16 protein-coding genes are annotated in these 19,774 nt (G+C 47.0%); 4 read left to right on the forward strand and 12 right to left on the reverse strand.

Going from position 1 to position 19,774, the window contains the following annotated elements; translation table 11 throughout:
• Positions 1–251: 251 nt before the first annotated feature.
• Positions 252–2,342, reverse strand: a complete 2,091-nt coding sequence (locus Q0537_RS01275; protein ID WP_299224443.1) for a TonB-dependent receptor — start codon at positions 2,340–2,342, stop codon at positions 252–254.
• A 487-nt stretch (positions 2,343–2,829) separates the two neighbouring features.
• Here Q0537_RS01275 and yedE point away from each other — a divergent pair, with 487 nt between their 5' ends.
• A complete protein-coding gene (gene yedE, locus Q0537_RS01280; RefSeq protein WP_299224445.1) occupies positions 2,830–3,891 on the forward strand; it encodes a YedE family putative selenium transporter in 1,062 nt (353 codons plus the stop codon).
• A gap of 296 nt (positions 3,892–4,187) precedes the next feature.
• On the opposite strand, the gene Q0537_RS01285 is transcribed toward yedE, so the two are convergent.
• The 6 genes from Q0537_RS01285 to Q0537_RS01310 all read right to left on the reverse strand — a co-directional run bounded on the left by Q0537_RS01285 (position 4,188) and on the right by Q0537_RS01310 (position 12,517).
• Positions 4,188–4,721 carry a hypothetical protein gene (locus tag Q0537_RS01285; protein WP_299224447.1) on the reverse strand — a complete coding sequence of 178 codons (534 nt, stop codon included), beginning with the start codon at positions 4,719–4,721 and terminating at the stop codon, positions 4,188–4,190.
• A gap of 481 nt (positions 4,722–5,202) precedes the next feature.
• The gene (locus tag Q0537_RS01290; protein WP_299224449.1) at positions 5,203–5,985 is read right to left on the reverse strand and encodes a hypothetical protein; all 783 of its coding nucleotides are present in this window, start codon (positions 5,983–5,985) and stop codon (positions 5,203–5,205) included.
• A 69-nt stretch (positions 5,986–6,054) separates the two neighbouring features.
• Positions 6,055–7,824 carry a hypothetical protein gene (locus Q0537_RS01295; RefSeq protein ID WP_299224451.1) on the reverse strand — a complete coding sequence of 590 codons (1,770 nt, stop codon included), beginning with the start codon at positions 7,822–7,824 and terminating at the stop codon, positions 6,055–6,057.
• Positions 7,808–8,929 (reverse strand): DNA adenine methylase, encoded by a 1,122-nt coding sequence (locus Q0537_RS01300; RefSeq protein WP_299224453.1) that lies wholly within the window; start codon positions 8,927–8,929, stop codon positions 7,808–7,810. Before Q0537_RS01300 ends, Q0537_RS01295 begins: the two co-directional genes overlap by 17 nt.
• Complete coding sequence (gene trpD, locus Q0537_RS01305) at positions 8,930–10,543, reverse strand: anthranilate phosphoribosyltransferase (protein WP_299224455.1); 1,614 nt, start codon at positions 10,541–10,543, stop codon at positions 8,930–8,932.
• 288 nt (positions 10,544–10,831) lie between these two features.
• Positions 10,832–12,517, reverse strand: coding sequence for an anthranilate synthase component I family protein (locus tag Q0537_RS01310; RefSeq protein ID WP_299224457.1), 1,686 nt, complete (start codon positions 12,515–12,517; stop codon positions 10,832–10,834).
• 126 nt (positions 12,518–12,643) lie between these two features.
• Between Q0537_RS01310 and yaaA the strand changes: the two genes are divergently transcribed.
• A complete protein-coding gene (gene yaaA, locus Q0537_RS01315; protein WP_299224459.1) occupies positions 12,644–13,375 on the forward strand; it encodes a peroxide stress protein YaaA in 732 nt (243 codons plus the stop codon).
• 106 nt (positions 13,376–13,481) lie between these two features.
• Here yaaA and Q0537_RS01320 read toward each other — a convergent pair whose 3' ends face one another.
• Positions 13,482–13,703, reverse strand: coding sequence for a hypothetical protein (locus Q0537_RS01320; RefSeq protein ID WP_299224460.1), 222 nt, complete (start codon positions 13,701–13,703; stop codon positions 13,482–13,484).
• Positions 13,704–14,341: 638 nt separating this feature from the next.
• On the opposite strand from Q0537_RS01320, the gene Q0537_RS01325 reads away from it, so the two are divergent.
• Positions 14,342–15,073, forward strand: coding sequence for a sulfite exporter TauE/SafE family protein (locus tag Q0537_RS01325; protein ID WP_299224461.1), 732 nt, complete (start codon positions 14,342–14,344; stop codon positions 15,071–15,073).
• Between the two features lie 371 nt (positions 15,074–15,444).
• Complete coding sequence (locus Q0537_RS01330) at positions 15,445–15,825, forward strand: CrcB family protein (protein WP_299224462.1); 381 nt, start codon at positions 15,445–15,447, stop codon at positions 15,823–15,825.
• 583 nt (positions 15,826–16,408) lie between these two features.
• Here the strand turns inward: Q0537_RS01330 and Q0537_RS01335 are convergent.
• From Q0537_RS01335 to rpsU, 4 genes are all read right to left on the reverse strand, one after another.
• The gene (locus Q0537_RS01335) at positions 16,409–17,566 is read right to left on the reverse strand and encodes a hypothetical protein (protein WP_299224463.1); all 1,158 of its coding nucleotides are present in this window, start codon (positions 17,564–17,566) and stop codon (positions 16,409–16,411) included.
• 68 nt (positions 17,567–17,634) lie between these two features.
• Entirely contained in the window at positions 17,635–18,624 is a 990-nt protein-coding gene (locus Q0537_RS01340; protein ID WP_299224464.1) for a hypothetical protein, read from the reverse strand.
• A 76-nt stretch (positions 18,625–18,700) separates the two neighbouring features.
• On the reverse strand, positions 18,701–19,294 hold the full coding sequence (locus Q0537_RS01345) for a hypothetical protein (RefSeq protein ID WP_299224466.1): 594 nt from the start codon (positions 19,292–19,294) through the stop codon (positions 18,701–18,703).
• 266 nt (positions 19,295–19,560) lie between these two features.
• Positions 19,561–19,773, reverse strand: coding sequence for a 30S ribosomal protein S21 (rpsU, locus tag Q0537_RS01350; RefSeq protein ID WP_005869392.1), 213 nt, complete (start codon positions 19,771–19,773; stop codon positions 19,561–19,563).
• Position 19,774: the final 1 nt, after the last annotated feature.

The following is a 19,774-nucleotide window of genomic DNA, read 5'->3' on the forward strand; positions in this document are numbered from 1 at the left end:
GGTGTTAAAAAGCTCCAACGCTATCGATTGATGAGGCGTGGAATTTCGTAACTTGCGGGCTTTGCAACCCATAAAATTTTGCAGTTTGTTAAATTTTAAAAATTGTGGAATTTTATAGCGCTAGAAATTTATGCCACATTTAAGCCTTATCACCAAAAGGTCGCGATGAGGTTTAAATTTGAAAAGAAAGAAGGGCGAAGGCTCGGGTAAGTTTTAAAATTTAACTCGCGCCTCGCCCGTATAAGCTTAATCTAAAATCTTACTTCCAAATCGACGTAGAAATTTCGTCCAGCGCCTACTGCTACAGTATCGCGTGTGCGGTTTGCGTTGATATAATGCTTATCGAAAATATTATTTACGCCAAAGCTCACGTCCGCGCCGTCAAGGACCGGGATAATGCCGTTTTTGATCTTGTAGCTTCCTCTGAAATTTGCGATCGTAAAGGACTTATCTACATAAAAATACTCCCTCCCGCGTGCAAAATATGAAGCGGGTTTGGAGTGAGGTTTGAAATAGTGGCTCACCTGAAATCCTAGACTCAAATCTTGCAGCGGCGAATAATCTATGTTCGCGCTTAGTTTTTTGGCGTGGTTATTGATGTTTTCGTGCGTCTTTTTATTGTAAATTCTAAGTCGCTCGAAGCTCGCGCCGAAATCAAAGTCCTGCGTTTGGTAGTTTGAGCTTAGCTCAAAACCATGCCTTTTGGCTTGATCGATATTTTGATACTGCCCGTATTGTTGCGAAAAGCCGCCCGGCGGCACGCCTAGATGTGGTAGCGGCTTAACGTCAATCATATCTTTGATATTGCCGTTAAAGTAGATAAATTTCATATCGAAGTGATCATCCGTAAAAATTTCATCCTGTTTAAAGCTAAATCCGACCTCGTATTCCTTGACGGTCTCGGGCTTTAGATCGGGATTTGGGATGTAATAATACATTCGGTTGATAGGCCCTGATTGCGATGTTTCGTGCGGCGTAGGCGCGCGGAAACTCTCGCTATATCCCGCTAAAAGAGTAAATTTATCAAAGAGCGTATAGGCAATTGCCGCGCGTGGAGAAAATCTGGAATCTTTAAATTTAGCGGGTTTGCCTTTGATGTCACGATCGAATCTATCGTATCTACCGCCCAAGGTAAGCTCTAAATCATCGTGCAAGCGGATCAGATCCTGCGCAAAAAGTCCGTAGCTATTGTATTCGTTCGGAAAGGAGGCAAAATCTCTTAGCGCTCCATTTTGGATAAAGATCGCATCCTCCTGCCTATTTTCGTAATCGCCGCCGAAAGCGAAGCTATGATTTAAAAAGCCCGTATCAAATTCCGAGATATTTTTGATCTCTAGTCCCTTACGATCGTCTTTGTTCGTGTAGCTGCCGGTATCTGCGCCGTCGATGTAGCCGCGTTTATACTCAGCTCTGCTTTTATAGGCCTTAAAAGACATATCCACTAGCGGGCTTTGCGGCGTGAAATTCCAATCAAAAACATAATCCCTTTGGCTTAAATTTCCGTGCACAAAGAGATCTTCCTCGTTTTTCCATAGCGTTTGCCAGACGGTGTGTAAATTTTCGTCGTAATCAAAGGCGCTGAAGCTGATACGGTGATCGTCTAAATTTGCGCCGATCTTAAAAAATCCAGTATCGATATGCTCGTTATTAAAGCTCTTGTCATACCCCTCGACATAGTGCGTGCCGCCGTCTGCAAACTTGACGTTGCCGTAGCTTGCGCGCTTGCCGTAGAGTAAAACGTCGATCGGAATTTCCTCGCCCTTGCCGTAGACCGCGCCGCGCGTGCTATGCATATTGTTTGATTCAAGCCTCTGTCCTAGCATCAAACCTACGCTTTTACCCTCGCTTAGATAATCGCTCGCGCTTTTTGTCTGCATATTTACGATACCGCCGATCGCGCCCGAGCCGTGAAGCACGGACGAGGCGCCCTTTACGACCTCGACGCGCTTTAGGATGTCGCTATCGGTGCGGAAGGATGAGATCATATTCGAGTACATTCCCGCGCTTCTGCGCACGCCGTCTTGTTTGATGATGACGCGCTCATCGCTTTGATATCCGAATCCGCGGATCTGAAACTGCCTGCCGATTTGCCGCCCCATATCCATACTGCCGTCGACGCCCGGTATCTGCATGATCGAATCGATCACGTTGGTTTTGGCTTTCATATCTTTGGGGGTTAAAATTCCGGCCGAGCCCGCGTATTTTAGGTTATCGACCGCGCTTACCGTCGCTTGCACGACGATTTGGCCTAGATCTTGCGACTTCGTGGCGTTATTTTCGGCCGCATTCGCTCCGCCTATCGCGCCTATTGCAAGCGGCACCAATAAAATTTGCTTTTTCATGCCCCGACCTTTAAAATAAAATTGAAATACATTATTATATATCTACATACTTAAATAAGGTTGAAATTTAATTTCAAAAATATTTGAAATTTGTTTTTATTGGCGGCAAGTATTGTGCCCTGTCTGAGCCGCTTACGCGTTTTGGCTACGTCATGTCTACACTCTATTTGCGCCGTTTCTGTCCCCTCGACTCTGCTCTACCTGTATCCGTTTGTATCGCGTTTCGTCTGACTGCCTCTACGCCATGGCTTCTCGTTGCGATCCGTCTGCGCCGAAATCGAGCGGCTAAATTCGGCGCTTCTATCACAGCAAAGAGTCTAAATTTAAACGCTCGCGATTTGTTTGCGTCTAAATTTAGCGGTCGCCCGCGCGATTTTAAAATTTCGCTTTTCGCAAATTCAGATCGGAATTTATTTGCTTTTTATTTTACAAAGGATAAAATCGCGCCTAAGAGATCGGTCGATCTAGATTATTTCAGGATCTTTTCATGAATAACGTTAAATGGTACATCATCGCAGGCGCCGTGCTGGGCGTGCTGGGTGCGACGCTGGTGCATTTCGGAAACCCGGGCAATATGGGCGTTTGCGTCGCTTGCTTTTTGCGCGACACCACCGGCGCGTTGGGCTTTCACCGAGCTAGCGCGGTGCAATACATCCGCCCGGAGATCATAGGGCTCGTGTTCGGCGGCTTTTTGGCAAGCGTGCTTTGGACGCGCGAGTTCGCGCCGGTTGCGGACAGCTCGCCGTTTGCGAAATTTTTCCTAGGGATTTTCGCGATGATCGGCTGCCTTGTATTTTTGGGATGTCCGTGGCGCGCGTTTTTGCGCCTAGGCGGCGGCGATTTGACCGCGCTAGCCGGATTGGCGGGTCTGATCTGCGGCGTACTCATTGGGTTTTTGCTTAAAAAGCGCGGCTACGAGGCGAGCAAAGAGGCAAGACTTAGCGGCCCGATCGGAATTTTACCCGTGATACTGGGTGCGGCGCTGCTTGCAGCCTTGGTCTTCGGACTCAAAACGGGCGAGGGCGGCGCGCTTTTTATCTCCGCTAAAGGCCCCGGCGCGCAACACGCTGCGGTAGGCATCTCGCTGGCTGCGGGCATTATCGTGGGCGCGGTGATGCACAAGAGCAAATTTTGCAGCGTCGGCGCGTTCGGTAGAATTTTCCGCGGCGATTTCTCGATGTTCTGGGGCGTGCTAAGCGTCATCATGTTTGCTAGTATCGCAAATATCGCGTTTGGACAATACAAGCTCGGCTTCGAAGGCCAGCCTATCGCGCATAACGATTTCGTTTGGAATTTCTTGGGTATGGTGCTCGCAGGTCTTTGCTTTAGCCTAAGCGAGGGCTGCCCGGGCAAGCATCTGGTGCAGGCCGGCACGGGAAATTTAAGCTCGGGCATATTCGTCATCGGCATGGCGGCGGGCGCTGCGGTCGCGCACAATTTCTTGCTCGCAAGCTCGGCTAAAGGTATCACAGAGTTCGCTCCTTACGCGGTCGCGATCGGTTTTATTTTCGCGCTTTACGTGGGGATTTTTCAAAGGCGCAGCGCTTAAGGCTGATATTTAATCTCGGAGATCAATCTATACAGAGGCGGCGTATCTGATCAAGCTCTGGTGGCGTACTTATAAAGAAATACGCTGCCAGAGCGGAGCGCTCGCTGTAAGATTGGCGCAAGCAGCTAGAGATGGAATTTAAAAATTTGTAGCCGTATTCATAACGCGATAAAGCAAATGATAAAATAGATTCCGTGCAAGAAAGATTACGATCAATTTTTAAGAGTCGCTCCTTTAAATTTTAAAATTTAAAGGCTTCTCTGATTACGGTTTCTTTCATCTAAAACTTTTAATTGCTAATTAAAATCCAGCCACACGTGGCGCTGGGTCTTATCCAAATCAATACCTTTTCTCTTTATAAAAAATTCTTTTATCCTAATGTAATCGTCCATAGTTTCTATCGTAAAGGCGATATCTTTATCCTTGCCTCGGATTATTATATTATCGTAGAATATAAATCTAAGTTGAAATTTAAAAACCAAAAAATATATAAATTTTGAGATGAATAAAAACAAAAATGCAAGTATAGATATGAAAAATACTCTGGAACTACCTGTTTCTATATATTTTCTTACGCCGATAGCTAATACCAATATGCAGATCAATAAAAAAGCGATTATCGTAGCATACGGATCAAATTTTAAGAAAAATCTATAAAAAGCGCCTTGCCTCCTAAGCCACTCATTATCTCTTGCGAAATAGGCTCTTTGTACATCCTTAAGGTCATCTAAGAATATAGTTTTTTCGGGCATTTTGTTTGTACAATAAGTAACTCGATCATTATAAAATTTTACAAATTTCTTATTGTAAAAATTTGTAAAATATTCCATTATTATAGGCAATCCGAAAAATGGAAATACTATAAAAAGCTGATTATATCTAGTTTGATTGGGTTCGTATGAATACATAAAAATCATAATCGCAAGCGTGCATACCGTAGCAAGAACTATATAAAAATTCGTCCTATCTTTGAGCACTAAAGGCTCTTTATTGTAATCACGAGCATAACTCGGATTTTGTCTGAACTTAGTAAGACTTATGCTTTCGTTTGAATTTATAGCGGAGTCATCCGTGAGTTTTTCAAATTTAAAATTTTTACTGTCAGAATTTTCGGCATCAAAATTCCGCCCTGAACCCCGTTCTAAATTTTGACGCCGTTCATTTAGAATTTTCTTTAGCTTTTCGAGGCTCTATTTTTTATTCATCTTTTATTCTTTATAGCCTACACAAAAATTTGCGGCGGGATTTTATCTAAATTTTTCCCTGTTTTGAGTAGAAAATAGGCTTTTAGCTCTTTGTATTCTTTGCTTGTTAATATGCTGCTTCGATATAATTACCATTGCTCATAAAAATAAGGCTGTCGTTTCCTATATCAAATCCCAAATTTTTCTTAAATCTAAATATGATTAAGGGCGCAAACGCCAAAAATAAGGAGATCGGCACAATTAAAATTCCATAAGGAATTCTATTTTTAAAAGTTACTACCAAAGATAAAAGGATTATCCACGTAAACGCGACAAAAAATGTTGAAATTTTACCTTTTTCCGTCATTTTTAAAGTGGATGGCCCAAAGGTGCGTTTTATTGCAATTATTTCGGATAAATTTATAGAGTATAGGGTCACTCTCTTTTTCTCGGAATAATATTCGATAACTGAATTTTTAAATTTTATATAACAGGTGCCAAATTTATCCGAAAGTTCTAGCCAGCGTTTAATGGATCTTGGCGAGTCTTGCCTTGTTCCAAAATCTATAAAATTAAGAAAATACAGAAATGGCGAATAAAATTTAATCATCTCTATTGAATTATCTTTTATGATTATCGGCTCTTTGTCGTAATTTCTAGCTTGAGTTTTAAAATTTTGCGAGAGTGTATCAGCGGCGCAAGAGAGATTGCTTTGCGATTTTTGTTCAACGGCATTCGTAAAATTTTGCTCGCTGACATTTATAGAATTTCGCCTGCCATCGCTCGTAAATTTTAGCCCACCACCCGCTAAATTTCGCTTATCGCAATTTTTATCTTGCAAGAAATCCTTTATATTTTTATCATACCGCGTTTTGTTTATGCCAAACCTAGCAATTTCGTCGTTATGCATTTTTTCTCCTTTTTAAGGCGCCATATTTCTGTTTCAAATATAAAGCTCGCACGCAAAGTAGGCCGCGATTTAGCTTCGCGCATCTATGATTTTTAAAATTTCACAAATTTTTTGTGGATCTTTAATGCCTCGCGCGTCCTCCACGCGGCTGTTTAGATCGATAGCGTATGGGCGCAGTGCGAGTGCCTCACGGATATTTTGCGCGCCGATGCCGCCTGCAAGAATAAAAGAGATCGCGCCGCCTTTGGAAGCAGTGCTACACTTATCCGCACTATCATCCTTTGCGGCACCCAACTTGCCCACCTCACTGCCGTCATTTGAAATATTTGGCGCGCCCGCCTCATAGTCGTTTGCACCTTGATTATTGACGCCTTCGCTTGTGGGTCTTACACCACTCAGCCTAGCGGTAGCACACGCACTAAATTTGCACCCATCGTCATTCTTTGCGGCGCGACGATCGGCACTCGTTTCTTGTGTTGTATTGCCCGATCTAATAACAATATCATGTGCGCGTTTTCTCACTTCATTGCTATTAGAGGCACAGCATACGTTGCTTACCATCTTGAGCTTCAAATTTCCGTTTTCGCTATGCTCCGCGCAGGAATTGTTGTAGTCGCCGTTTTTATCGCGCTTCAAATTCCCCTCGTTATATTCGTTACAGATAGCGCTATGTTTAAGATAGCTCCTTGCGCCGTCTGAGTCTTGAGCCATGCCCGCTACATAGCATTTTTCGTCACTTGATGCGTTATTTTTCGTATCGCAGCGCCCGCTAGCCGAGTCGTATTTTGTACCGCCTATGCTTTGAATCGTGCTGCCCGCGCAGTATTTTTCTTCACAGCCAAGCCTTGCGCGTCTCAACAGATCCCAGTCGAAGCTCACGCCGTTGCCGCCCAGGCTCGCTCCTTTGGCATCGAATAAGATTCGATCGCAGCTCAAACCCTCAAGAGGCGGCATCTCAGCGCCGATGCTTAGCACCTGCCACGCCTCGATGCCCGCCGCGTTAAGGCGCGCTTTGAAATCCGCACTTATGCGTCCATAAATCTGAGCGCAGTCTAGCTCACAAATCTCACAAATTTTTAAAATTTGCCCCTCGTTTAAAGCTTCCGCGCCAAAAATTTCAGAATTTAGATCTTTTATCGAAGCAGGTGCGTCAGGGTTTGCGTTTAAATTTACGCTCAAATCCTCGCGCTGCTTTTCGCAGAATTCCGCGGCTTCATAAAATTCTACGCTTCCGCTAGTGCCCGCGTAAAATTTATTTTCACAAATTTCTTCGCCGCGAGTTTTGCCGCTAAAATTTTTACATTCACACGTGGCGGCGCTGTGTTTTTCGGAGCTCAAAGCAAAAACTCCGACGCACTTTGCGCCGTTTTTATGCGCGATGCGTGCAATCTCACGCGCCGTTTCTACGCTAACGCGGCGCTTGGAGCTTGACACAAAAATTACGCCTAAAAATTCCACGCGCGCACCCGAGCCGTCGCCCAGATTTTGTGAATCGCTACTGAAATTTTTATCGCAATCGGAATTTTGCTCGGACGTAAAATTTGCATGATTTTGTGCGTGGCAGGTAAAATTCTCGCCGCCCTGATTAAAATTTTGAGCAAAATTCTTGCTACTGGAATTTCGCGTAGCATTCTCGGCATCCGAATTAAAATTCCGCTCAGAATTTTCGCCGCAAAAATTAGAATTTTTTATTAAGCTCTCGCTACCTGATTGCGGTAAATTTTTGGCGCCGTCCGTGCGCTCTAAATTTACGCAGAAAGCCGAGCCGCACGCCAGCACCGCGCGGGCTTCGGCGGCGCTTTTGATGCCGCAAATTTTGATCTTACTTCTGTACGACATATAAAAATTCAGTCACGTAAAGCTCGCGCGCGTTTAAATTTCTGCTCGCGCGGTAGGTCGGATAGCGGATCTCTATCGTGCGTACAGAGCCGATTTTCGCGAGGTTTTTTAAAAATTCCGCCTTCGAGATAAAGCCCTCGGAATTAAAAGAGATTATTAAAAATTTCGCCGGAAATTTCGCCAGCAGCGCGAAAAATTCCTCGGCAGCGCTTGATTTTTTATTATACGCCGAGCGGTTCCAGCCTGCGGGGATTCCAGAAACTCTGCTAAGCCCCGCAGCATTTGGGCGCTTGCCCTCGTTTATAAAATCCGTGATCAAATTTAGCATAAAATAGTTCGAGCCGTAGGGGTGCTGATTGTAGGGCGGATCGAAATACGCGACGTCAAGCTGCGAAAAGCGCTCGCGCGCGCTCTGTGCAAAGCGCGAGGCGTCCTCTTGAAAGACCGCGCTTTCGCAGGCGAAATTTGAAAGCACGGGCAGGCGCAGAGAAATTTCGCCCATTATGCGAGCCAGCGCGTTTTCGCCGCTGCCGCCGAACTTGCCCACGCCAGCTTTGTCCTTGTAAAACCCCTTAAAAACGCCGCCCGTGTTTGAGTGGATGCTCGCCTCGCTAAGCAGCGGCGCTGTAAAAAAATCGCGAAACCGCTGCGGGATTTTGCTAATCTGTTCGCAAAGCCCGCCCAAAATCAGGGCATTTCGGCGCGTGTAAAAAGCGCGCTCGCCCGCCTTGATATTCTCATCGTCCTTCGGCGCGTACAGCTCGCTAAAAAAGCTCTCCTTCGGCGTAAAATTTCTTAAAATTTCAGCGTGCAGCTCGCTCAAGTCTCGCCACAGCTCATCACTAAAATTTGAAAGATAGCAGGAGTTTATCGCGCGCGAGTAGCCCTCCAGGTCGTTTGCGATCACGAGGCTTGAGTGCGCTTTAGCCAGGCGCGCGACGATGCCGCTGCCGCTAAAGACGTCTGCGAAGCTGATCTTGTCCCGCCCAAGCTCCGCCTTAATCTCGCAGATCGCCCGCTCTATCGGCGCTAGCAGCGAGCGCTTATTGCCCAGATAGCTGATGAGCTGCTCGCTTAAAAACTCCCTCTTTTCGCCACTAGCCATCTAAGCTCTCGCCCCTACGTAGTTTTCGTAAAATTCCCACGTTTTGCCCGATCTGATCGCCTCTAAAATGAGCGGCTTAGCCTCCGCAGGGCTTGATACGACATCCGCGCAGTACAGCGCAAACATCGCGTTTAGCACGACGATATCAAATTTCGGCCCGCTAAGTTCGCCTTTTAAAATTTGCTTTAAAGCTTCGGCGTTAGCCTCGCCGTCGCCGCCTTCGATATCGCTGTGAAATGCCCGAGCGAAGCCGAACTGCTCGGGATCTACGCGGTATTCTAAAATTTTGCCGTCCTTGACCTCGTGGATTAGCGTCTCGTCGCACAGACTGATCTCGTCCATACCGTCCATTCCGTGTACCACCAGAGCGTGCTTGCGCCCCAAAATCATCAGAGTTTCGGCGATGAGCCCGTTTACTTTCTCCAGATAATTGCCCACGATCTGATTGCTTAGGCTTAAATTCGGATTTAGAAGCGGCCCCATTATATTAAAGACGGTGCCGATTTTTAGGCGGTCGCGAACCTCTTTGACCTCGGCAGTGATTTTGTGAAAAAACGGCGCGTGAAAAAACGCTAGCCCGGTGCGATCTAGCAGCGCTCTGATCTGTGCCAGATCGCTAAGTAGCGGCACGCCCAAAGCATCCAGCGCATCGGAGCTGCCCGATCTGCTGGTGATAGCGCGGTTGCCGTGCTTGGCGACGCGCACGCCGAAGCTTGCCGCGATAAAGGCCACGGTCGTGGAGATATTGATCGTCTTTAGCCTATCGCCGCCCGTGCCCACGATGTCAAACATCGGGCTCGGATCGTCGTAGGTGATCGAATATTTTAATATACTGCGCACGAGCGCCGTAAGGCTGCTTGGGTAGAGCGATTTTTCGCTGATCAGCACGAGCAGCCCCGCAAGCTGCACGATGTCGTAATCCTGCTCATAAAGCGCCTTGCAAATGACGGCGTAATCGTCGCTATCTAGCGGGAAGCCCTTTTGTAGCTTCAACATAAACGGGGCGAAATTTACCACGAGTTTCTCCTTTAAAATTATCTTTTTGCCGTAATTGATGAAATTTTCGATGATTTTTTTGCCGTATTGAGTAAAAAAGCTCTCGGGATGAAATTGAATGCCGAAAATAGGCTTACTTCGGTGCTTAATCGCCATTATAATGCCGTCATTTTCGCTCTTTGCTAAAATTTCAAACTCGCGCGGCAACGTCGCTTCGTCCACATAAAGCGAGTGGTAGCGCATTACTTCAAATTTACGCGGCAGCCCGCTAAAAAGTACACCATCTGCGTAAATTTCGATCGCCGAGCTCTTGCCGTGCAGCGGCACCTCCAGCTGCTTTATCTCCGCGCCTGCCGCATATCCGATCGCCTGATGCCCCAAACACACGCCCAAAATCGGCACATCCAAATCCGCGCGCAAAATTTCTAAGCAAACGCCGCTGTCTTTTGGGTGATTTGGCCCGGGGCTTAAGATTATGTGCGATGGGGCAAGCTCGCGCACCCGCTCTAGCGTTATCTCGTCGTTGCGGAAGTAGCGCACCTCCTCGTCGCTTAGCTCCAAAATGTATTGATAAATATTAAAAACGAAGCTGTCGTAATTATCTATCATTAAAATCAAAATTTTATCCTTTTTTAGGGCGTTTACGCCTCTTTAAAATTATAAATAGTTTAAATTTAACCGCTTTGCAGCGGCTAAATTTAGCGCCGTTTTAGCGTCTCTTGCGTGCTAAATTTAAAATTTCGCCCGCGGCTGCGGCATTGCCGCGTCGCGACGTTGCGCGGCTTTACGGCGCCTAATGAAGCTAGCCGTAAATTTTAACGCTCTCACAGCGAACACGCTTTAAATTTAGCCGAATCAAACTCGCACCGAAGCAAACGGCGCGTCTGAGCCGATAAGCTTAAGCGTCTAAACTTCCTCGCATAGTTCCTCGATCACCTTGAGCGGGCTTTTGCGCTTTTTGCAGATCTCTGCGTATTCGCTCTTTGGCGAGCTGTCGTAAACTATACCCGCGCCCGCTCCGATAAATACGAGATTGTTTAGCCCTTCGCAGCCGAAATTCTCCGCGCTAAATTTGGCAGTCTCAAACCGCATCGCGCGGCTAAAACGCGGCTCGCTTTCTAAATTTAGCGCTCCGCAGCCTGCGCGAGCTTCTAAATTTAACGTCGCGTCGCGTTTGCTTGCGCGAGCTGGTAAATTTTGCGCCTCGCTGCCGCCCTTTTGCGCTGCGAAATCACAAAGCCCCGTCGCTTCGGACTTCTCCTCGCCGCAAGCAGCGTTTAAATTTAAGTTGGAATTTCGCTTAGAGTTCTCGTCCGAGCAGGAATTTTGCGCGTCGCGATTTACGAAGATCGCCGAGCGAATCAAGATCGCTTGCATCACGTCGCCACTAAAGCGCCAAAATCCGATTCCGCCGCCGTAGATGCCGCGCTCGTAGCGCTCCAGCTCATTTATGATCTGCATCGCGCGGATCTTCGGGCTGCCGCTTAGCGTGCCCGCAGGAAAGATCGTGCTAAGCACCTCAAACGCGCTTACCCCGCGCGGCTTGCTGCCGTAGACCTCGCTTACGATATGCATCACGCTTTCGTAGCGCACGACGCGCATCGCATTTTGCACCCGCACCGAGGCTGGAGTGGCGAATTTGCCGATGTCGTTGCGAGCTAGATCGATCAGCATCCGATGCTCCGCAAGCTCCTTTTCGTCGCTTAAAAGCTTGCGCTCGAGCGCCGCGTCGGCCTCGGCATTCGCGCCTCTGCTGCGTGTGCCCGCGATGGGAGCGACGAAAATTTCGTCCTTTTTGATCTCCATAATCAGCTCGGGGCTGGAGCCCGCGACGCAGCCGTACGGCGTCGGGAAGTGAAACATATAGGGGCTTGGATTGTTCTTTTTAAGCCGCTCGTAAAACTCCAGGCTGCCCATATTCGTGCCGACTTCTAAAATTTCGCCCAGCACGACCTGAAACACGTCGCCGCTTTTTATCTTTTCTTTTGCGGCTTCGACCATCGCGCTAAAATGAGACTCCTCGGCGCCAAGATCGGTTAAAATTTTAAATTTAAGCTCTTTTTTCTGAGGCTCGGGCTCAGACGCGTCTTGCGATTTCGATCCGCCTTTTATCGCAGCGTCCGCTCTTGCGGCGCTCTGCGGTGCAGCTCCCTCTTCGGCGGAGCTTTGCTGCGAGGCTTGCAAGCTAAGCTCGCGCAGGCTTTCATAAATTTGGGTATCTTTGCCGTAAAAATCGTAAATTTTGCTGATTTTATCGTAGTGCAGGTAGTTTGCGGCGTCGGCGTAAAAAAACGGCGGGAAGTCATACAGCGCCTGCTTCGGCGCGCCGATATTTTCAAACGCGCGCACGATGTCGTAGCCCAAAACGCCGAAAAGCCCGGCAAAGCTCGCGTTTTTAAACTCGCTTGCGCCCGCTTTTGCGCCCTTTACCTCATCAAATTTAAGCCTCAAAGCCTCAAAACTCATCTTAAATCCATCGAAATAATCGCAATCGATGCCGATGATGACCTGAGCGTCGTCCTCTGCGAGGTAGCTTTGCGGATGCGTCTTTAAAATTTCGCGGTAGTAAAACAGCGGCTCTTCTAAAAGCATTTTCGTCCTTGGAATTTTTAGCGCCATTATACGCTGCTTAGCTTAAATTTGAGCGGGCGGCGCGAGCCTAGACGGGCTTAATGCAAGCAAAATTTTAGTAAAATGAGCAAATTTTAAGGAGAGCGTATGAAAATTTTATTTTCCCCAAGCGAGACGAAAAGCGAGCTAGGCGGCGACACGCGCATTTGCAAGCGAAATTTTATCTTTACAGAGCTTTACGAAAAGCGCCTGCAGATGTTGCGCGCTTACGCGGATTTCGTGGATAAAGCGAGCGAGGCGGAGCTTTGCAAGCTTTTCGGGCTGAAAAAATGGGATGCCTCTTTGCGCGAAAATATCTTTGAAAAAGGCTGCGCGAAGGCGCTTTTGCGCTACACGGGCACCGCGTATCGCGCCCTAGGCTACGCGTCGCTAAGCACTGCGGCGCGGGAGTTTGCGGAGCGAAACACGATAATTTTTTCAAACCTTTTCGGCCCCGTGCTGGGCGGCGACGCGCTGCCGAACTACAAGCTCAAGCAGGGCGAAAAATTCGGCGGCATAGACGCGGCGAAATTTTATCGCGACAGCTTCTCCGCCGCGCTGGATCGGTATCTGGCGGATGAGTGCGTCGTGGATCTGCGCGCGGGATTTTACGAAAAATTTTATGAGATGAAGCGCGAATATTTGAGTTTTAGTTTCATCAAAGGCGGCAAGGTGCTAAGCCACTACGCTAAGGCCTGGCGCGGCAAGGTGCTGCGCGAAATAGCTCTGACAGGCGCTTGCAGCGAGGCTGAGGTGCTTGCGCTGCGCTTGGGCGGCGCTTCCGTGCTAGAGATCAAACAGATCGGGCTAAAAAAGGAGGTCGTGCTGGAAATTTCATAAGGCGCGAAAACCACTCGGAGAAATTTACGATAAATTTTGCAGGTCTAATGCGGATTTTTGCGTAAAATTTAGCTCGGAAAAATTTGCCGCGAGTTCAAACCCCACCCTATCCGAAGCAATTTTTCCGGGAGAAATTTGCGGACGAAATTTTATCGTGAGGATTTTGCGGCGGCTTTTTGGTCTTTTGGCACTCTTTTAGCGAACTTTGAGCGGCCTTAAACGAGCTTTTGGCGGTGAAATTTCGTCGTAAATTTTGCAAAAAATTCGCGCTCTTTGCGTTTGCCTGCTCCGCATAAAATTTTGCGGCGATCTTGCCGTGACTTTGCACCGATTTCGCGGCGATTTTTAGAATACAGAGCGCGGAAATTTCGCTGTAGAAATTTTGTCTAAAATTTTACTTTACGGAATTTCGCCGCGATAGAACCCTATCGAAAATTTAATCGCGGCAAAAATACTGCGCCCGCGATCTAAACGTAAAATTTTATTTAAAATTTAAACCGAACCGTGCAGTATAGGCATAAAATTTTGATCCAAAATTCTACTGCAAAGCTGCGATAAAACAGACATAGATCGGGATAGCTCCGTATAAAATTTTAAGCTGAAATTATGGCTTGCGTTCCGTTGCGATAAAATTTTGAGCCAAAATTTCATGCTTTAAAATTCCAAAAATCCGCAAACGCGGCAAAAATACGCCATTGCTGCAAACTCTAGTAACTCCAGTGCATTAAAGTTTCTAGCCGAAATTCTGCAATTAAAATTCCGCGCTCTGAAATCTCGCGCTTTAAAATCCCGTAAATTTCCAAATTTCACAAATCCCACACATAAAATTTCAAACCGAAATCCCGCGATCAAAATTACCCGCCTCAAAACCCCGCAAATCCCCGCTTCCAAATTCAAAATTCCGCAAATTTAGCGAGCTTTAAATTTTAAAGCTATAAACTTCATCTCAAATTTCAAGGATTATAAATGCTAGAACTTCCATTTATCGGCGCCATCGTTGGCTTCATATCGGGCTTTTTCGGTATCGGCGGCGGCACGGTCGTAATGCCCGTGATGATGGCTCTGGGATACGACGTCAAGACCGCCGCGGGCATCTCGGTGATGCAGATGTTCATCGTCTCGCTTTTTGGCTCATATCTGAACTACCGCGCGGGCAAGCTTCGCCTAGATAGCGGCATCGCAGTGGGGCTCGGAGGGCTGTGCGGCGCGAGCATATCGGGCTTCATCGTAAAATACTCGCCAGAAATCATGCTTGAGATCGGCCTCCTGCTGACGCTTGCGATCTCATTTCTCAAACTCTTTAGCACGAACGTAACAAGTGGCGGCAACGCCGATCCCCACGGTGCGGTGCTGTTTTTCATCGGCTTTGCTATCGGCGCGATCGCGCTTAGCATGGGCGTGGGCGGCGCGGTATTTCTGACGCCGATTTTGGTCGGATTTTTGGGCGTCGATATCAAAAGAGCGGTCTGCATGGGGCTGTTTTTCATCGTTTTCGGCTCATTTAGCGCGCTTTTAAGCCTTTCGTACAACGGCCATGTAGATTACGAACGCGGCGCGCTGCTAGCCGTGGGCGGGCTTTTGGGCGTGTATTTCGGCACCTCTCAGGCTCGCCGTGCAAAGCGCGAAACGCAGAAAAAATGGCTGCTCGTCCTCTACGTCGTGCTATTTGCGCTGGCGCTAAAAAAGGTACTACAGTAGCGCTACGGACGATTTTACTACGCTACGTTTTGTCTCGCCTCAGTTTTGCTACAAGCGCGGTTTAGGCGCCTGCTACGGGCGCGTCAGAGCGGTTCTATGTGCGCTGTTTTGCTACGCCGCCCTTTTGCGTCTCGTAGTTTTTGCCTTGCCGTCCTCTTACACTGCGCGCGCTTAGTCGCTATTTTGCGGCGGCGCGTAAAACGTCGCGTTTCGTCGCGCGAGTAAAATTTTAAAACGAAATTTCAAAAAGCGCGAGCAAATTTTAAAAGCTGAATTTTAACTAGCCGCGTTAAAATAGCGAAGTCGCACATCTTTTGTCCTATGGAGGCTAGATAGCGAAATAAAATTTACAAATTTTAAAAGGACTTGGATTGACGAACTTGATTTTAGCTGGGCTAGGCGGCTGTGTAGGCGCGATGGCGCGAGTAGGCTTAAGCGGAGCGATCGCGCGCGCAATGGATCGCGCCGGATTTTGGAGCGCGTTTCCGATCGCTATTTTTTGCGTGAATGCGCTGGGAAGCCTGCTGATAGGGTTTTTGCTCGCACTAAATTTAACGCAGAGCCTGCGGGTATTTTTTGTCGCAGGCGCACTGGGCGGTTTTACGACATTTTCTACGTTCAGCTACGATACGCTGCAATTATTGCTGGCGCGAGAATTTGCTATCGGTCTGCTAAACGCAGTCTTAAGCGTATGCGTTTGTATGCTGTTTTGCTACGCTGGGCTGCTCGCGGGCAGAGCGCTTGCAGGCTAGCTGTGGAGCACGTGAGCTTTAAATTTAAATCGTCTCTATGTTTGCGCTTTTAAATCAAAATTTATTGAAAGTGCCTGCGTTACGGAATTTTATCGCGTGCATGTGCTGCAAAATCTGCGAGCGATGGGCACAATCCCACATGCCGTGCAGCTTTGCGAAAGGGCGCGCAGCAAGTAGTTTCGCAAATTGCAATATCAAGCAGGAATTATAAGACGAGCAAATCGTAAGACGAGCGAAAAGTAAAGCGAGCAAGAGGGATTGTAGCTAAATAATTGTGCTAGGCGTCGGGCGGGCAAAATCCAGATAAATTTAAAATTTGCGTGCATTCTCTGCGTATCTTGTTCGCCGCAGCTTTGTGAAATTTCGCTATCTTGCACCTAGTTATCGCGACGCCCTAAAAATTTCGCTGTCTTGGTGCGGATAAAATAAACCTAAGTCGCGCGATAAATTTTAAAAGCTCCGCGGGCAAATTTTAAGGCCTGAAGCTTAGAATTTTAAAATTCTCGCATAAATTTTAAAAGCTAAATTAAAGCGCGCCGAAATCACGATCTTATATGCCAAATCCTGCAGCGCTATCTTAGATTTATCGCAAGCGACTGCGAGCCCTCTTAATTTCGTTTCTGCAGATTTCATTGACCTGCTCGCCCTCGCTATTTCGCAAGATAACCTCGTAGTCCGTGATCTCGCGACCTTTGTTATACCCCTCGATATATCTGAATCTTGATAAAACTATTTTAAAGGATTCCACATCGTCTAAAGTATACTTATCGCCGAGCTTGACGTAGTTAAAATTCCTACTAGTAAGCGTATGAAAATTATTAAATTTTTGCTTTAAATTTAGCGTATAAATTGCCGTGGATGCAGCGCCGTTATCGCAGCGATTAAATTCGCTTTCATCAAAGGCAAGCGCGAGGCAAATTTCATCTCCGCAGATTACCTTTATATCTTTGGCGCGGCTGTTTATACGGATGGTCTGTCGCCACCCATCGCCCTCTATCTCAAAGACGTTGCGAGCGAGCTTTTTGGCTATTTCATCTCCGACATAGCCTCTGGCTTCAGATTTATCAGCCCAACCAAGCGCAGAGTAGTTCTGCTTTTGCGGAAAATCCGCAAGCGGAGTTTGAAGCTCGCTTATAGCGTTTAAATTTTCCTCGGTGCCTTGCGGAGCTGCAAAAGATGTGCCCCTCATAGAGTGTAGATTAAAGAAACCGATAAATTTCCTCACGACCTTATGCGCCGTTTGAGAAAATATCTTGGCTTCATTTTCAAAAAGCGAAATATCGTAGATGCCGTAGCTATAATATCCAAGCTCTCCACTTACCCACCTTTCGTCCGGCGAACGATCGATCTCGTCGTATCCATAGTAGCGCTCTGGCATATCTTTTTGTAGCAAAAAGTCGTCGCTGTCATTATCTTTGTATCTAAGCCAAACTCCGAATTCGTCCTTGATATATAGGTAATAAAACTCCGCTCCCTTTGCAAAATCGCCTTTGCCTAGCCAAAACACAGGCCTTTTGTCTAAGGACGGCAGAGCGGCGACCGGGGGCAAATTTTGTAGCTCTTTTTCAAATTTTTCATCGATATAATCGCAAGCGCTAGTGGGCATACTAGGATCGCAACCCTCTGGCGTATCGGATGAAAAAAGCAAATTTAAAATCACAAATATATACAGCACAAAAAGCACGCACGCAGCGCTCACGACCAAGGCGGTAATTTTTAAAATTTTTATAAAAGTTTTCATGTCCAAATTTTACCTCGTTGCACCTAAAAAGCATAAAATTTTGCTTTAAATTTGAAATCCTCCGCGTATTATCTGTACGCTTCGCCTATTGCTTCTCTTAGGCTTTTTAGTAGTTTGTCCGCGGCTTCTGCTTTGTTGCGCGTGCCGCGATTTTTACCGTTTGAAGCGCCGGGTCCCGCCCCGCTTACGCAGTCTTGCACGAAATACCACCAAAAATACCCGCCCACGTAGTTTTGCACGTAGCGCGGCATCGTATAATACCGCCTCATCATCGCCTTTCTGCTCACCTGCGTAGCGTCCGACGCCGTGTTTCCGCACTCGCCGATGCCGAGCTTCGAAGCGGGAAAGGCGCTTTGCAGATCTGTAAAAATTTCGCTCCAATCAGGCGCAAAGCCCTCGTTATCGTCCTCGTAGTAACTTACGAAAAGATAATCCAGCCCCTCCTTCATATCCTGCGGCACGAATTTTTGCAGCCACTCGCGCATCTGCGTTTTCTGCGCTCCGCTCGGCGTATAATACGCAGTAAGCGCCGTCTTAGCGCCTTTTTTGTGGATAAGCTCGAATGCCGCGATCATCTTGGCAGCGATGAAATTCGCATCATCCCCTAGCCAGCCCTCGCCGTTTATTTCGTTGCCGATCTCCCAGATCTGCACGTAGGGCGCGAGAGCAGCGAAGGCGTCCGCAAACCTCTTTTCGTAGCTTTTCACGCTTTTGTACGAGCTCATCTCGTAGGAATCCACGGGACAAGCCATCACGTACGAAACCTCGCTAAGCCGCCTAAAAAGGGGTTCGTACTCGCGCGGGCTAATTTCTTTTGACATAACGACGCGCACGGTCGGCTTTACGGGTAGGGCTTGCAGGGCGCGCACGATGCTCTGTAGTTTCGCGCTCGAGGCGTCTTGCGCGTCATCGTACCAGCCGTCGTCGATCGTAACGCCCCAGATGAAGTCAGATTTAAAATTTTGTTTTGAAATTTTATTTGGATTTTCGCCGTAAAGTACGCCGCAAAACAGCGCCCCGCAAAACAGCGCGAGAAATATGTGTTTGAAATAGACCACGGCTTGCTCCTTGATTTGAAATTTTAAAAATTTAGCTCTCTGCTGGTCTTTCTGTGACCGATCAAGCAATCAAAATTTATCTCTTGCCTCTAAGATCATAAGAATAATACGAACGAGAAAAACCCTCTACGCTGAATATAGCAAAAGCGTTAAGCGCAAGAGCCGCTAAGCTGAGCAGCACCGTAGCAGGCAGCGAAAAACGCGCCAAAAACGCATTTGCAATAGCTGCAAGTACAAGTGCGATAAAGCAATATGAAAATATCGCGACTCCGCTAGTGTCGGTAAGTTCCTGATAGAATCTATAAAAAAACAGAAACGATGCGATGAATCCCAATGCAAGTAGTATTTGAGCGATGATGCCGCCCGCTAAAAATATAAATAACAATACGCCTATAAATATTGCCGCAAAGGCAATGGCTACGTTGCGCAAAAGGCTGCGGCTTGCGGTAAGCTTAGAGATATTATAAATGCTAAAGATAAAAAGCACGAATGCCGCTGCGCTTAGTAATACTCCCAATCCGCCGTAAATTCCTAATAGCAATAGCACCAGTTCAGCTATAGCTTTTAAGGCGCAGGCCGCGATGAAGGTGTATTTGATGAGTGCTACTTCTTTTTCTTGAGGGTTTGAGGGCTGCTGATCTTGAGTGTGGAGGTAGTCGTTTAGGTCCATGGTTGCTCCTTGAAATTTATGTAGAAGTATATCTAAAAAACGAATAGGTAAAAATAAATTTCAAAATTTAGCGGCTCGCCGGCGTGGTATAAGGCAAGTGCCGCACAAAGGCGGGTAAATTTAAGAGGTAAATTTTAAAATTTAGATCGGAATTTCGGCGCTGACGCGGCGGGTAAAATTTTAAGCGGGCTGTAAATTTAAAAAAGATGTGAGATAAAATTTCGCGCAGATCTGCAAATTTAAAATCCGCAAATCCGCGCAAACCGCTACAAGCGTGACTCGTAGCGACGTAGCGTGTAAAGACGTTTAAGCATCTTTTTGCGAGCTGAAATTTTTTGCTTTTTGCGGACTTCCGTCATCGGCTCAAAAAATCGTCTCGCGCGAACCTCGGTAACGACTAGGTTACGATCAGTCTGCTTCTTAAAGCGTCTGTAAGCTTCGTCAAATGATTCGTTCGGATATACCTTTACTCCAGGCACT

The sequence above is a fragment of the uncultured Campylobacter sp. genome, assembly GCF_938017775.1.
GTDB lineage: Bacteria > Campylobacterota > Campylobacteria > Campylobacterales > Campylobacteraceae > Campylobacter_B.

What these genes read in the sequence shown, in the direction of transcription:
- Q0537_RS01325 (WP_299224461.1), top strand. Translation starts at nt 14,342, where the DNA reads ATGCTAGAACTTCCATTTATCGGCGCCATCGTTGGCTTCATATCGGGC.
- yaaA (WP_299224459.1), top strand. Translation starts at nt 12,644, where the DNA reads ATGAAAATTTTATTTTCCCCAAGCGAGACGAAAAGCGAGCTAGGCGGC.
- Q0537_RS01345 (WP_299224466.1), bottom strand. Translation starts at nt 19,294, where the DNA reads ATGGACCTAAACGACTACCTCCACACTCAAGATCAGCAGCCCTCAAAC.
- yedE (WP_299224445.1), top strand. Translation starts at nt 2,830, where the DNA reads ATGAATAACGTTAAATGGTACATCATCGCAGGCGCCGTGCTGGGCGTG.
- Q0537_RS01335 (WP_299224463.1), bottom strand. Translation starts at nt 17,566, where the DNA reads ATGAAAACTTTTATAAAAATTTTAAAAATTACCGCCTTGGTCGTGAGC.
- Q0537_RS01285 (WP_299224447.1), bottom strand. Translation starts at nt 4,721, where the DNA reads ATGGAATATTTTACAAATTTTTACAATAAGAAATTTGTAAAATTTTAT.
- Q0537_RS01310 (WP_299224457.1), bottom strand. Translation starts at nt 12,517, where the DNA reads ATGCTTTTAGAAGAGCCGCTGTTTTACTACCGCGAAATTTTAAAGACG.
- Q0537_RS01295 (WP_299224451.1), bottom strand. Translation starts at nt 7,824, where the DNA reads ATGTCGTACAGAAGTAAGATCAAAATTTGCGGCATCAAAAGCGCCGCC.
- Q0537_RS01275 (WP_299224443.1), bottom strand. Translation starts at nt 2,342, where the DNA reads ATGAAAAAGCAAATTTTATTGGTGCCGCTTGCAATAGGCGCGATAGGC.
- Q0537_RS01290 (WP_299224449.1), bottom strand. Translation starts at nt 5,985, where the DNA reads ATGCATAACGACGAAATTGCTAGGTTTGGCATAAACAAAACGCGGTAT.
- Q0537_RS01300 (WP_299224453.1), bottom strand. Translation starts at nt 8,929, where the DNA reads ATGGCTAGTGGCGAAAAGAGGGAGTTTTTAAGCGAGCAGCTCATCAGC.